General features: G+C 67.5%; 10 protein-coding genes and 1 riboswitch. Of the genes, 3 read left to right on the forward strand and 7 right to left on the reverse strand.

What is annotated here, in order from left to right; genetic code table 11:
• Positions 1-4: 4 nt before the first annotated feature.
• On the reverse strand, positions 5-1,957 hold the full coding sequence (locus tag E1H18_RS03980; RefSeq protein ID WP_172263934.1) for a TonB-dependent siderophore receptor: 1,953 nt from the start codon (positions 1,955-1,957) through the stop codon (positions 5-7).
• A 147-nt stretch (positions 1,958-2,104) separates the two neighbouring features.
• Positions 2,105-2,293, reverse strand: a riboswitch (cobalamin riboswitch).
• A gap of 36 nt (positions 2,294-2,329) precedes the next feature.
• Between E1H18_RS03980 and cobU the strand changes: the two genes are divergently transcribed.
• The 3 genes from cobU to mazG all read left to right on the forward strand — a co-directional run bounded on the left by cobU (position 2,330) and on the right by mazG (position 5,356).
• Complete coding sequence (cobU, locus tag E1H18_RS03985; protein ID WP_172263936.1) at positions 2,330-2,839, forward strand: bifunctional adenosylcobinamide kinase/adenosylcobinamide-phosphate guanylyltransferase; 510 nt, start codon at positions 2,330-2,332, stop codon at positions 2,837-2,839.
• A gap of 344 nt (positions 2,840-3,183) precedes the next feature.
• Entirely contained in the window at positions 3,184-4,566 is a 1,383-nt protein-coding gene (locus E1H18_RS03995; protein ID WP_172263938.1) for an MFS transporter, read from the forward strand.
• The gene (gene mazG, locus E1H18_RS04000; protein ID WP_172263940.1) at positions 4,538-5,356 is read left to right on the forward strand and encodes a nucleoside triphosphate pyrophosphohydrolase; all 819 of its coding nucleotides are present in this window, start codon (positions 4,538-4,540) and stop codon (positions 5,354-5,356) included. Before E1H18_RS03995 ends, mazG begins: the two co-directional genes overlap by 29 nt.
• A 7-nt stretch (positions 5,357-5,363) precedes the next feature.
• Here the strand turns inward: mazG and hflX are convergent, their stop codons facing one another.
• The 6 genes from hflX to E1H18_RS04030 all read right to left on the reverse strand — a co-directional run bounded on the left by hflX (position 5,364) and on the right by E1H18_RS04030 (position 13,094).
• Complete coding sequence (hflX, locus tag E1H18_RS04005; RefSeq protein WP_172263942.1) at positions 5,364-6,701, reverse strand: GTPase HflX; 1,338 nt, start codon at positions 6,699-6,701, stop codon at positions 5,364-5,366.
• A gap of 11 nt (positions 6,702-6,712) precedes the next feature.
• Entirely contained in the window at positions 6,713-6,961 is a 249-nt protein-coding gene (gene hfq / locus E1H18_RS04010) for an RNA chaperone Hfq (RefSeq protein WP_013079113.1), read from the reverse strand.
• A 154-nt stretch (positions 6,962-7,115) separates the two neighbouring features.
• Positions 7,116-7,979, reverse strand: coding sequence for a D-amino-acid transaminase (locus tag E1H18_RS04015; RefSeq protein WP_172263944.1), 864 nt, complete (start codon positions 7,977-7,979; stop codon positions 7,116-7,118).
• The gene (ntrX, locus tag E1H18_RS04020) at positions 7,980-9,368 is read right to left on the reverse strand and encodes a nitrogen assimilation response regulator NtrX (protein ID WP_172263946.1); all 1,389 of its coding nucleotides are present in this window, start codon (positions 9,366-9,368) and stop codon (positions 7,980-7,982) included.
• Positions 9,365-11,608: a PAS domain-containing sensor histidine kinase gene (locus tag E1H18_RS04025; RefSeq protein ID WP_172263948.1), complete on the reverse strand. Its 2,244-nt coding sequence runs from the start codon at positions 11,606-11,608 to the stop codon at positions 9,365-9,367. Before E1H18_RS04025 ends, ntrX begins: the two co-directional genes overlap by 4 nt.
• A gap of 64 nt (positions 11,609-11,672) precedes the next feature.
• Complete coding sequence (locus E1H18_RS04030) at positions 11,673-13,094, reverse strand: sigma 54-interacting transcriptional regulator (RefSeq protein ID WP_172263950.1); 1,422 nt, start codon at positions 13,092-13,094, stop codon at positions 11,673-11,675.
• Position 13,095 lies beyond the last annotated feature (1 nt).

Consider the following 13,095-nt stretch of genomic DNA (forward strand, 5'->3'; position numbering starts at 1 on the left):
GATCCTAGAACCGAGCCCGCAGGCCCAGGAACGCCCCACGGCCCGGCGCGCCGTAGTTCAGGATGGTCTGATAGTCCTTGTCGAAGGCGTTCTCGACCCGGCCGAAGACCTCATAGGTCTCGTTGATCGGGTACGAGGCGCGCAGGTCGACCAGGGTGTAGCTCTTCACCACGACGGTGTTGGCGTCGTTGTTGAAGGTCTTGCCCACGTGACGCGCCGCCACCGTGGTGGTCAGGCCCACCGGCCAGCGATAGCCGACCGACAGATTGCCCATGTTCTTGGGGCGACGGGTCAGCTGCTTGCCGGCGCTGGTCCCCGACTCCGACTGGGCGTCGGTGTAGGTATAGTTGCCGGTGATCGTCAGGCCCTCGATCGGCTTGATCTCGCCGATCAGCTCGACGCCCTGGGTCTTGGTCTTCTGGACGTTGCGATAATAACCGAAGCGGAAGGCGCCGCCGGGCGTGCACAGCGGGTCGGTCGAGCCCGACGAGCAGCTATTGTAGCGGATCTCGTTGTCGGCCTCGCGGTTGAACCAGGTGACCGAGGCGCGAGCCTTGCCCTCGAAGAAGCGCTGCTCGACGCCGGCGTCCCAGCTGTCGAACTCTTCCGGCGACAGGTTGAGGTTGCCGTATTCGCTGTACAGCTCATAGAGGCCCGGAGCGCGGAAGCCCTGACCGAAGCTGGCGCGCAGCACCGTATTGCCCTCGTTCAGCGCCCAGGCGGCCGAGGCCTGACCCAGGGTGTGCGAACCGTAGGTATCGTGGTCCTCGTAGCGGACGCCGGCGGTCAGGGTCAGGCCCTGGATCACCTCGGCCTGCAGCTGACCATAGAGGCTATCGACGCCGACGCGGCCGCGGCTGAAGGCCGGATTGGGGTTGGTCACCTGGGGCGAGCGGGTGCGCATGCGCGACCTTTCGCTCTCGGCGCCGAAGGTGGCGCTCCAGGCGTCCGAGATTGCGAACACGCCCTGATACTCCCAGCGCTTGTTCTTGCCGGCGGCGTCGAAGGTCAGCGGCACGGTCGAACGGGCCGGGTTGATGTTCTCGCGATCGGTGTCGGTATAGGCGTAGCCGACGCGGTTGTTCCAGCGGCCGTCCAGCAGGGCGAAGTTCAGGCCCGAATAGACCACCAGTTCGTTGGTGCGGCCGTACTCGACGCTGTCGCCGTTAAAGGCGTCGAAGTCGTTCTTGCCTTTCGAATAGACCGAGCGGACCTCGGCCGAGACGGCGTCGCTGAACTTGTAGCGCAGGCGGCCCGACAGGCCGGTGTTGTGATAGCCGTCGTTTTCCTTGCCCGTCTTGTAGGCCGAGAAGCCGTCGGTCGAATAGAAGCTGCCGGCCACGCGCCAGACGATCTTCTCGCTGGCGCCGCCCACGCCGCCACGGATGTAGCCGGTCTGGCGCGAGCCGCCTTCGACGTCCAACGAACCGCCAAACGGCGAGGTCGGGTCGGCGGTGACGATGTTGACCACGCCGCCGATGGCCTGGCTGCCCCACAGGGTCGACTGGGCGCCGCGCAGGACCTCGATGCGGGTGATGTCGCCGACCAGAAGGTTGCCGCTGTTGAAGCCGCCTTGCGTCGAGGACGGGTCGTTCAGCTTGACGCCGTCGATCAGAACGACGGTGTGCTGGGTCTCGGCGCCGCGAATGTTGAGGCTGGTGGTCGTGCCCGGACCGCCGTTGCGCACGAAGTTGACGCTGGGCTGCTGAGCCAGCAGCTCGACGACCGAGATGGCCTGGCTGGCCTCGATGGCGGGCTGGGTCAGGACGGTCACCGACGCGCCGATCTTCTCGATCGGCTGGGCGGTGCGGGTGGCGGTGACGACAAGTTCGGCGACGCCGTTAGCGCCGGCCGAACCGGCGACGTCGGCCTCGGGAGCCTTCTGATCGTCGGCAAGAACCGGGCTGGCGATCAGGACGGTGGCGATGGCGGTGGAGCTGAGAAATGCTCGGATCATGGTCTTTTCTTTCCCCTTCTGAACGACCCGCGCGCCAAGCCAGGGCGAACACGAAGCGGTAAGCCGCGCGTACGCCTCGGACCGTCGCGCGGTCCTGTGACTGTCGTTTCTCGGGAAGACCCGTTCGTTCGGCGCACCCCGGCCGAGCGATGAACGACTGCGCCGGGCAGGTCTCCTGGCTCGCGGGTCAAGGCTCTTGGCGTCGCCTTCCCAGGACCGAAATCCCAGTGGCGTATGACGCTAGAGCTCGCCGCTTACAGTTGCGGGGGCAGCCGAGGTCTTGAACCTCGTTCCCTTTTAATCCTCTTTCGAGGAGCCTGATGCAGCGCCTGCCGTATATTGTGCGCCGCACACCGTCAATGTGGAGCTTTCATGACCGCGACCCTGGTGCTGGGCGGGGCCCGTTCCGGCAAGAGCATGTTTGCGCAGAAGGCCGCGGAAATGGCTGTGGGAACTGGGCGCGCGACGATGATCGTGACGGGACAGGCGTTCGACGACGAGATGGCGCAGCGCATCGCACGCCATCAGGCCGACCGCGGCGAATCGTGGATCACGGTCGAAGCGCCGGTCGACCTGCCGCAGGCGGTGAGCGCCCTGCCCGCCGACGCGGTGGCCGTGGTCGACTGCCTGACGCTGTGGCTGTCGAACCTGATGCTGAACGACCTGGACGTCGAGGCCGCCGCCAGCGCCCTGGTCGAGGCCGTGAGCGCCTGTCCGGCCCGTGTCTGGCTGGTCAGCAACGAGGTTGGCCTGGGGTTGGTGCCTGAGACCCCGCTGGGGCGCCGGTTCCGGGACGAGGCGGGGCGACTGCACCAGCGGCTGGCCCAGGCGGCGGACGAGGTGTTCTTCGTGGCGGCGGGGCTGCCGCTGCGGATGAAGTAGGGAGTTGCAGACCTCCTTGCCGTCATCCCGCGCCTTGTGCGCGGGCCCCCTCTATCCGTCGCAGATGACGAGCGGAAATCCGCCCCTCACGTAGAAGCTGAACCATGGGTCCCGCGCATATGCGGCTGGCCGCGTGAGGCCGAGACGCCGTGCGTCCTTCGAGGCCCGCTGCGCAGGCGCCTCAGGATGAGGAATTCAGAAAGTCCCTCATCCTGAGGCGCGCGCCGAAGGCGGGCCTCGAAGGACGCACCGTGCTTACAGAAGGACTAGCGCGCGACGCGCATTGCTCGCACACTCGTTTTAAACGGCGTTCAAATGGCGCCAAGTACGGGGAGGAGTACACCATGAGCCAGCGACGATCTTCGTGGGCGCTAGCCCGATTTGCCTCGCCGGCGATCCCCATCTCGGCGATGGGCCTGCCGCTCGTCGTGTACCTGCCCGAATACTACATCAACTCCCTAGGCCTGCCGATGGCCATGGTCGGCGCGGCCTTCCTGATCGTGAAGCTGGTCGACATGATGCTGGACCCGGTGCTGGGCGGGATCATGGACGGCACGCGCTCGCGCTTCGGCCGCTTCCGCCCCTGGCTGGCGGCCGGCACGCCGATCATCGCCATCGGCACCTTCGCGCTGTTCATGGCCCAGCCCGGCGTCGGTCCGCTCTATCTGTGGTTCTGGCTGGCCGTGCTCTATGTCGGCTATTCGATGGTGGTGCTGTCCCAGACGGCCTGGGGGGCGGTGCTGTCCAGCGACTACCAGCAGCGCTCGCGCGTCTTCGCCTGGTGGCAGGGCGCCAATGTCGTCGGCATGATCCTGGTGTTGTGCCTGCCGCCCATCGTGACCGGGGTGTTCAAGGGCGACCACCTGGCCAGCATGCAGGCGATGGGCTGGTTCATCGTCCTCCTGGCGCCGCTGACCGTGCTGCTGGCCGTGACCACGGTCGGCGAACCGGCCGCTCCGCCCAAGCACGGCAAGACCGGCTTGAAGCAGTATATCGCCCTGCTCGGCCGCCCCTCGGTCCAGCGCCTGCTGATCGCCGACCTGCTGATGGGCCTGGCGCCCGGCATCGCCGGCACGCTGTTTCTGTTCTTCTTCGAGCGGATGAAGGGCTTCGACAAGACGCAGGCCGGAATCCTGCTGCTGATCTATTTCATCGCCGCTCTCGCCGGCGCGCCGATCTGGCCCATGCTGGCCAAGAAGATCGGCAAGCACCGGTCGCTGGCCGTGGCGTCGGTGATCTACGCGGTCGTGCAGCTGACGGCCGTCATCACCCCGCCTGGCGAACTGGTGCTGGGCATGATCGTGCTGATCCTGGCCGGCCTGCCCTACTCCGCCGCACCGCTGCTGGTGCGCGCGATGATGGCCGACATCGGCGACGAGGAGCGTCTGCAAAGCGGCGTCGACAAGACCGGCCTGCTCTATGCGATCGCGACGGGCACGCTGAAGCTGGGCTACGCATTGGCCGTCGGCGTGTTCATCCTGCTGGGCGCGCTGGGCTTCGATCCCAAGACCCCGACGCCCGCGGGCGATGCGGCCTTGGTCGGCCTCTACTCCTTCGCGCCGGCGGTGCTGGGACTGGTGGTCGCGGCGGTCATGATGCGCTATCCGCTGGATGCGAACCGCCTCGCCGAGATTCAGCGCCAGCTCGCGGCGCGGGACGCGGCGGCGGGCGCTGAGCCTCCAGCCGAACCGGGTCCAAATGTCATCCTCCCCGCCCCCGCCGAGTGACGAAACGCACCCGATCTTCCGCCTCGTGGAGATCATGGCCAAGCTGCGCGATCCGAACGGCGGCTGCCCCTGGGACCTGGAGCAGACGTTCGCGACGATCGCGCCCTACACAGTCGAAGAGGCCTACGAGGTGGCCGACGCCATCGAGCGAAACGACCTGCCGGAGCTGAGGGACGAGCTGGGCGACCTCCTCCTGCAGGTGGTCTTCCACGCGCGGATGGCCGAGGAGCAAGGGGCGTTCGACCTGAAGGACGTGGCCACCGCCATTTCCGACAAGATGATCCGCCGCCATCCGCATGTGTTCGGCGACCATGCCTATGACGACCTGTCGGCTCAGGTCGCTGGTTGGGAAGAACTGAAGGCCCAGGAGCGAAAGGCCAAGGCCAAGACTGGCGTGCTGGACGACGTACCGACCGGCCTGCCCGCCATGACCCGCGCCGTGAAGCTGACCAAGCGCGCCGCACGCGTCGGCTTCGACTGGCCCTCGGCCAGCCAGGTGTTGGACAAGCTGCGCGAGGAAACCGACGAGATCGCTGTCGAGATCGAGGCCGGCGACATGGCCAAGGCCCGCGAGGAACTGGGCGACATCCTCTTCGTCTGCGCCAACCTGGCTCGCAAGCTGGACGTCGATCCGGAAGACGCCCTGCGCGCCACCAACGCCAAGTTCGCTCGCCGCTTCGCCTTCGTCGAGGCCGGCCTGGCCCAGCGTGGCAAGACGCCGGACCAGTCCGATCTCGCGGAGATGGACGCGCTGTGGAACGACGCCAAGGCGGCCGAGAAGAAGGGCTAGAGCCCTCCTACTCCGCGACCCCGACGAGGGCGCCGGGGAACTGGCGCTCGAACCGGCCCAGGGCCTGGCTGTCCAGTCGCGTGACGATCGTGACCTCGCCTGCCGGGCCGTCGTAGCGGCTCAGCACCCGGCCGTTTCGATAGATCCAGGCCAGGGCCTGGCCGTCCTGCGCCAGAAGCTTGATCTCGACCGGCGGCGAATCGTCGATCAGGCCGCTGATCCGGCGCAGCAGGGCCTCGCAGCCCTCGCCGGTCACAGCCGAGACGGCCGAAGCCTCCTTGCGGCGAGCATGGCCCTCGACGACCTCCCGATCGTCCTCGTTCAGGAGATCGACCTTGTTCCAGACCTCGACGACCGTCTTGCCCTCGTCGAACGTGACGCCCAGTTCGGACAGCACGGTCTCGACGTCGCGGGCCTGGGCCTCGCTGTCGGGATTGGCCACGTCTCGAACGTGCAGCACCACGTCGGCCTCCTGCACCTCTTCGAGGGTGGCGCGGAAGGCCTCGACCAGCTCGTGCGGCAGGTCGGAGATGAAGCCGACGGTGTCGGACATGATCGCCGGCCGCCCGTCGGGCAGCTTCACGGTGCGCAGCGTCGGGTCCAGCGTCGCGAACAGCATGTCCTTGGCCAGGACCTCCGCCTCGGTCAGGCGGTTGAACAGCGTGGACTTGCCGGCGTTCGTGTAGCCCACGAGGGCGACCGTCGGATACGGGACCTTCTTGCGGGCGCTGCGGTGCAGGGTCCGCGTGCGGCGCACCTCCTCCAGCTCTTTCTTGAGCTTGAGGATGTTGTCGCGGATCAGGCGACGGTCCAGCTCGATCTGGGTCTCGCCGGGGCCGCCTGTGTTGCCGGTGCCGCCGCGCTGGCGTTCCAGGTGGGTCCAGGTGCGGACGAGGCGCGAGCGCTCATAATCCAGCCTGGCCAGCTCGACCTGCAGCTTGCCTTCACGGGTTCGGGCCCGACGGGCGAAGATCTCGAGGATCAGCCCGGTGCGGTCCACGACCTTCACCTCCAGCGCCTTCTCGAGATTGCGCTGCTGGATGGGCGTGAGCTGATCGTCGAAGACAGCGACGTCGATGTGCTCGACCTCGCAGATCGCCGCGAACTCCTCGATCTTGCCCTTACCGAACAAGGTCGCGGGCGTCACCGCCCGCAGCGGGGCGATCACGGTTTCGACGACGTCGAGATCGAGCGCGATGGCGAGGCCGACAGCCTCCTCGAGCCGAGACTTGGGATCCCGGGCCTCGAGGGCCGCCTGACCGCGAAGTTGCCGCGCCGGATGGATGACAAGCGCCTTCAGGATCGGCGCGGCGTGGTCAATCGACCTGGATGTAGATTTTGACAAGCGTCTCTGGATCAGTCGTCAGAGTCGGCGCTGGGCTCATAGAGCTGAACGGGCTGCGCCGGCATGATGGTGGAAATGGCGTGCTTGTAGACCAGTTGCGACTGGCCATCGCGACGCAGCAGCACGCAGAAATTATCGAACCAGCTGACCACGCCCTGCAGCTTCACGCCGTTGACCAGGAAAATGGTGAGCGGCGTCTTCGACTTGCGCACGCTGTTCAGGAAGGTGTCCTGCAGGTTTTGCTTCTTCTCGGCAGACATTGGGGGTTCCCCTCATTGTTCTCGGAGGGCCACACGCCCCCCACACAAACAAGACCATGCTAGAGGATTTTTCGCCGAAAGCGACAAGTCGTCGGCGAAATTTTCCCGCATGGTTAAGCGACCTAAGGCCGCCCAGGCCGGATACGCTCCGATCTCAGACGGCTTTCTGACGCGCTCGCTCAATATAGAGCGCCCGCAGCTTCGTCGCCACCGGCCCCGGAACGCCATCGCCCAGTTTCACGCCGTCGACCTGGACGATCGGCGTCACCAGCGAGCCGGCGCCGGTGATGAAGGCCTCCTTGGCGGCCTGGGCTTCAGCGATCGTGAAAGGCTTTTCGCTGATCGGCAGGCCGGCCTCGCGGATCACCTCCAGCAGGGTCGAGCGGGTGACGCCGCGCAGGATGTTGGCGTTCGTGTCGCGGGTCCGCAGCTGGCCGTCGCCATCGACGATCCAGGCATTGGACGACGCCCCTTCGGTGACCAGGCCCATGTCGTCGACAAACCAGGCCTCCAGGGCGCCGCGTTCGCGGGCCGCCTGCTTGGCGAGGGCATTCGGCAGAAGCCCGATCGACTTGATGTCGCAGCGGGCCCAGCGGTTCTCCGGGACCGAGATCACCGAAGCGCCCTTGGCCGCCTTGGCGTTGGTCGCGGCGCGATCCAGCGACTTGGCGGTGACCACGACGGCCGGCAGGACGCCCGGGCTCGGGAAAGCGTGGTCGCGCTTGGCGACGCCGCGGGTGACCTGCAGATAGACCAGCCCCTCGCGCACCTTGTTGCGGCGCACGGCCTCGCGCAGGACCATCGTCAGCGACGCCTCGCTCATCGGATGGGCGATGCGCAGCTCGTCCAGGCTGCGCCACAGGCGGGTGAAGTGACCCTCAGCGTCGGCCAGCTTGCCGTCGAACACGGCCCAGACCTCGTAGACGCCATCGGCCAGCTGATAGCCGCGATCCTCGATATGGACGACGGCCTCGCCGTGCCGCACGAAGCGGCCGTTCACATAGGCGAAACGCGACATCTACTCTTCCTCTTCGGCCCGAGCGCCGGCCACGCCCAGGGACTTCAGCTTCCGGTGCAGGGCCGAGCGCTCCATGCCGATGAAGTTGGCCGTGCGCGAGATGTTGCCGCCGAACCGCAGGATCTGGGCGTTCAGATATTCGCGCTCGAACAGCTCGCGAGCCTCGCGCAACGGCAGGGCGATGATCCGCTCGGCGCCAATGGCCCCGGCGTTGCCGGCGCTGGGCTGGTCGGGACCGGCCAGCATCTCGGCGGTGATCACGTCGCCGGGCTCGCCCGAAGCCAGGATCAGCATCCGCTCGACGTTGTTGCGCAGCTGGCGGACATTGCCCGGCCAGGTCTGCACCTGCAGCGTGGCCAGAGCGTCCTCGCCCAGCCGACGGCGCTGCAGGCCTGTGGCCTCGCTGATCCGCTCCACGAAGAAGTTGATCAGCTCGGGAATGTCCTCGCGCCGCTCGGCCAGGCCCGGCACCCGCACCGGCACCACGTTCAGGCGATGGAACAGGTCTTCGCGGAAGCGTCCGCCAGCGATCTCGTCGCGCAGGTCGCGAGAGCTGGACGAGATGACCCGCACATCGACCTGCACGTCGCTGTCGCCGCCCACGCGGCGGAAGCGCTGCTCGACCAGAACCCGCAGAATGCGGCCCTGGGTCTCCCGCGGCATGTCGGCCACTTCGTCGAGATAGAGCGTGCCGTTGTGCGCGCGTTCGAACACGCCGATCTTGCGCGGCCGGCCGCCCTCGCCTTCCTCGCCAAACAGCTCGACGTCCAGCCGCTCCGGCGCCATGCCGGCAGAGCTGACCGCCACGAACTCCTGGCGAGCCCGAGCGCTGGCGCCGTGGATCATCCGCGCCACGAGTTCCTTGCCCGAGCCGGGCGGGCCCGAGACCAGGATCCGGCTGTTGGCCGGCGCGACCTTGGCGATCAGTTGGCGCAACGCCTGAGCCGGCGCCGACTTGCCGATGAGGCCGTCGGGGGTGATGGTCTGGGCGCGCAGCCGGCGGTTCTCGCGGCGCAGGCCCGCAGCTTCCAGCGCCCGCTCGACGATCAGCAGCAGGCGGTCGGACTTGAACGGTTTTTCCAGGAACTCGTAGGCGCCGCGCTTGATGGCGCTGACGGCCGTCTCGATGTTGCCGTGGCCGGAGATCATGATCACCGGCAGGTCGGCGTCCAGCGCCTTGACCATGTCCAGCAACTCCAGGCCGTCCATGCCGCCGCCCTGCATCCAGATATCCAGGACCAGCAGCGCCGGCTTTCGGGCCCGGATGGCGGCGAGCGCCTGATCGGAGTCGGCGGCCGTTCGCACGGCGTAGCCTTCATCCTCCAGGATGCCGGCCACCAGTTCGCGGATGTCGGCTTCGTCATCCACAACAAGAACGTCGGCGCTCATATCATCTCCTCAACGCCACTTATGGCCGCGGCAGGCAGTCGCGCGGTCGTCGGAAACTTCAGAATCACGCGAGCGCCGGGAAGCGTGCGTGCGTCGGTGAGGGCCAGGCTGCCGCCATGGTCCTCCATGATCCGCTTGACGATGGCCAGGCCCAGGCCTGTCCCCTTCTCGCGGGTGGTGACATAGGGCTCGGTCAGCCGGTCGCGGTCCTTGGCCGGCAGGCCCACCCCATTATCCTCGACCGTCACGCAGAAGTCGTCGGCGGTCGAGGTCAGGATCGCGGTAATCCGACCGGCCAGCTCAGGCGCAACGGCGCGACGGCCGCCCACGGCCTCGCCGGCGTTCTTCAGGATGTTGGTCAGGGCCTGGCCGATCATCCGCTGGTCGCAGGTGACCCAGACGTCCTCGCCGCCCGGCTCCTCCAGCTTGACCTCGATCTCGGCGTCCTGGAAGCGCTGGGCGAAGACGGCCTGGCGCAGCATCTCGGTCAGGTTGGCCGGCTCGAAGCGCGGCGCCGGCATCCGGGCGAAGGCGGAGAACTCGTCGACCATGCGGCCAATGTCGCCGACCTGCCGGATGATCGTCTCGGTGCAGCGGTCGAAGGTCTCCAGGTCGCTGGCGATCTCCTTGCGATACTTGCGGCGCAGGCGCTCGGCCGACAGCTGGATCGGCGTCAGCGGGTTCTTGATCTCGTGGGCGATGCGGCGCGCCACGTCCTTCCAGGCGGCGTTACGCTGGGCGGCCACCAGGCGGGTGATGTCGTCGAAAGTCAGAACCAGCCCCTCGGCCACATGGCCAGCGGCGCGGACCCGCAGGCGGCGCGTCTCGCCGTCGCGCATGATGTCGACCTCGACATCGGTGTCGGGGCGGCTCTCCTGCAGAGCCTCCATCACCGTCTCGAACTCAGGCGCCAGCTGGATCATGTCGACCCCGACCGCGTCGTCCGACAAGGCCAGCAGCGTGACGGCCCGGCGGTTCAGCGCCGACACCCGGCCGTTCTCGTCCAGGCTGACCACGCCGGCGCTGACGCCCGACAGCACCGTCTCGATGAACTGGCGACGGCTCTCGGCGTCCAGACTGGCGGTCCTCAGCGCGGCCTGCTGCAGCTGCAGGTCACTGGTCATCATGTTGAAGGCGTTGGAAAGGGCGCGGATCTCCTCGGGGCCCTTGTCGGCCTCGACCCGGGCGTCCAGGTCGCCGCCGGACACCCGGCCTGCCGCCTCGACTAGGCCCGCGACCGGACCGGCGATCGAGTTGGCGGCGGCGATGCCGACCCAGATGGCCGCCACCAGCACCAGCAGCGCGGTTTCCAGATAGCTGAGGCCGAAGATCGCCTGGATCCGGCCGCGGCTGCGCTCGGCGTCGCGATACGAGACCAGGGCGTCCTGGGTCTCGATCAGGTGGTTCAAGATGCCCCGCTCGATCGGCCGCACGACATAGAGATAGCCGTCTGGAAAGGCCTTCAGCTTGTAGAGCGCCCGGAACAGGTCGGTCGACACGAAGCGCTGGGCGCTGACCTCGCCGCTGTCGGTGCCGTCATAGCTGGACGGCGGCGGGGCCAGGAACGGCGGGGCGTCTCGCGCTTCGGCCCGGGCCAGGATCCGGCCATCGCGGTCCAGGACGTAGGCGGCCGAAAAGCCGTTGTCCTCGGTCAGGCCCGCCAGGAAGTGGCCGAACGCTACCGGCGACTGTGACAGCGCCGGCGCGGCCTGGTTCAAGGCGCCGGCCATGGGGCCGACGTGCTCGGAAATGTATTTGGTCTGCTGCTCGACGTAGGAATTGGCGACCTTGGCCGAGTTGCCGACCACGGTCTGCACGCGCTCGCTGAACCAGCCGTCAACGCCGCGGTTGACCAGCACGCCGAAGAACAGCGCCACGATCACCGCCGGCGCCACGGCGGCCAGCGAAAACAGGCCCACGAAACGCAGGTGCAGACGGGCGCCAGCGTCACTGGCCCGAGCATCGATCAAGTCATAGAGGCGCAAGCCCACGACGGTGGCGACGCCCAGGATCAGCACCAGATTGAAGCCCAGCACCACCAGGATGACGGTGCTGGCTGTGCTGATCGAATCGGTGCGTGGCGGCGATGAGGCCAGAACGACGCCTGCGACGGTCAGGATGACCGCCAGCGCATAGCCGCTACCGACCAGATAGCGCGATCGCAGAAGCGCCCGCCACCAGTCCCGGCTGAACCGGTTCGGCGGGTCCTCAGGCCGTGTCGCGTAAGCCACAGAAGACATCGAAGCGGAGTTTAGGAGCGTGTGTCCTAAATTCAACAGCTATGTGCCGGGAAAAGCGCAGCCACTAACGACGGCCGCGCGTCATCTCCACACCCAGGTCCTGGATCTTCTTGCGCAACGTGTTGCGGTTCAGGCCCAGGATCTCGGCGGCGCGAACCTGATTGCCGCGTGTGGCCGACAGGGTCAGCTGGATCAGCGGACGCTCAACCTCTTCCAGGATCCGGTCGTAGAGACCCGGCGCCGGCACGCCGTCCGGCTGGTCGGCGAAGTGCGAGGCCAGGTGGCGCTCGACCAAGGTCGATAGCGTGACGGGACCTTCTTCCGACCGAATGGCCGGCGTGTGATCCTGCAGCTCGCGATCGACTATACGGGCGGAGATCAGTTCCTCGGCATAGAGGGCGCACATCCGACGCATCAGGTTTTCCAGCTCGCGGACGTTGCCGGGCCACGGATGGGTCTTCAGGCGGTCCAGGGCGCTCTGGTCGATAGTCTTGGACGGCAGACCTTCGCGGGCGGCGCGCAGCAGGAAGGTGCGGGCCAGATCCGGAATGTCCTCGACGCGGTCGCGCAGCGGCGGCAGGCGCACAGGCGCGACGTTGAGGCGGAAGAACAGGTCCTCGCGGAACAGGCCTTGCTGGATCAAACCCCGCAGGTCGCGATTGGTGGCGGCGATGATCCGCACGTTCGGGCGGCGGCCGGTCTTGGGGTTGATCACCGGCTCGGTGCCGTCGATGACGCGCAGCAGTCGTGTCTGGGCGTCCAGCGGCATGTCGCCGATCTCGTCCAGGAACAAGGTGCCGCCATCGGCCTCGACCAGACGGCCGTTGTCGCCCTCGCCGCGGCCGAACAGCTCAGCCTCAACCCGTTCACGCGGCACGGCGGCCAGGTTGATGACCACGAACTTGCCGTCGCGGCGACGGCCCAGCTCGTGCAGGGCGCGGGCGACCAGCTCCTTGCCGGTGCCGCTCTCGCCCAGGATCAGGACGGTCAGGTCGGCCCCGACCAGGCGGGCGATGGTGCGATAGACTTCCTGCATCGGCGCCGAGCGGCCGATCAGCGGCAGGCGCTCGTCGCGCATGGCCCGGGCCTGGGCCTTGGACGCCTCGGTGTCGGCCGGACGCGACAGAGCCCGGCGCGCGGCGGCGGTGACGTCGTCGAGGTCGAACGGCTTGGAGACATATTCGAACGCGCCCGCATCGGCGGCGTTGACCGCCGTCAGCAAGGTGTTCTGAGCGCTCATCACAATGATCGGCAGCTTGGGCCGCTCCTTGCGGATGCGCGGCAGCACGTCGAACACGTTCTCGTCGGGCATCATCACGTCAGTGACGACCAGGTCGCCCTCGCCGTCCGTGACCCACTTCAGCAGCGTCGTGGCGTTGCCCGTGGCCCGCACCTGGTAGCCCAGGCGGGTGAACGCCTGACTGAGCACGAGGCGAACCGAGCTGTCGTCGTCGGCGATCAGGATCTTCTTGCTCGCGGCGTTCATG

Origin of the sequence: Caulobacter sp. RHG1 (assembly GCF_013181195.1) — a bacterium.
Lineage (GTDB): Bacteria > Pseudomonadota > Alphaproteobacteria > Caulobacterales > Caulobacteraceae > Caulobacter.

Coding starts and splice junctions, on each gene's coding strand:
- ntrX (WP_172263946.1), bottom strand. CDS start 9,368: ATGAGCGCCGACGTTCTTGTTGTGGATGACGAAGCCGACATCCGCGAA.
- E1H18_RS04025 (WP_172263948.1), bottom strand. CDS start 11,608: ATGTCTTCTGTGGCTTACGCGACACGGCCTGAGGACCCGCCGAACCGG.
- cobU (WP_172263936.1), top strand. CDS start 2,330: ATGACCGCGACCCTGGTGCTGGGCGGGGCCCGTTCCGGCAAGAGCATG.
- E1H18_RS03995 (WP_172263938.1), top strand. CDS start 3,184: ATGAGCCAGCGACGATCTTCGTGGGCGCTAGCCCGATTTGCCTCGCCG.
- E1H18_RS04030 (WP_172263950.1), bottom strand. CDS start 13,094: ATGAACGCCGCGAGCAAGAAGATCCTGATCGCCGACGACGACAGCTCG.
- mazG (WP_172263940.1), top strand. CDS start 4,538: ATGTCATCCTCCCCGCCCCCGCCGAGTGACGAAACGCACCCGATCTTC.
- E1H18_RS04015 (WP_172263944.1), bottom strand. CDS start 7,979: ATGTCGCGTTTCGCCTATGTGAACGGCCGCTTCGTGCGGCACGGCGAG.
- E1H18_RS03980 (WP_172263934.1), bottom strand. CDS start 1,957: ATGATCCGAGCATTTCTCAGCTCCACCGCCATCGCCACCGTCCTGATC.
- hfq (WP_013079113.1), bottom strand. CDS start 6,961: ATGTCTGCCGAGAAGAAGCAAAACCTGCAGGACACCTTCCTGAACAGC.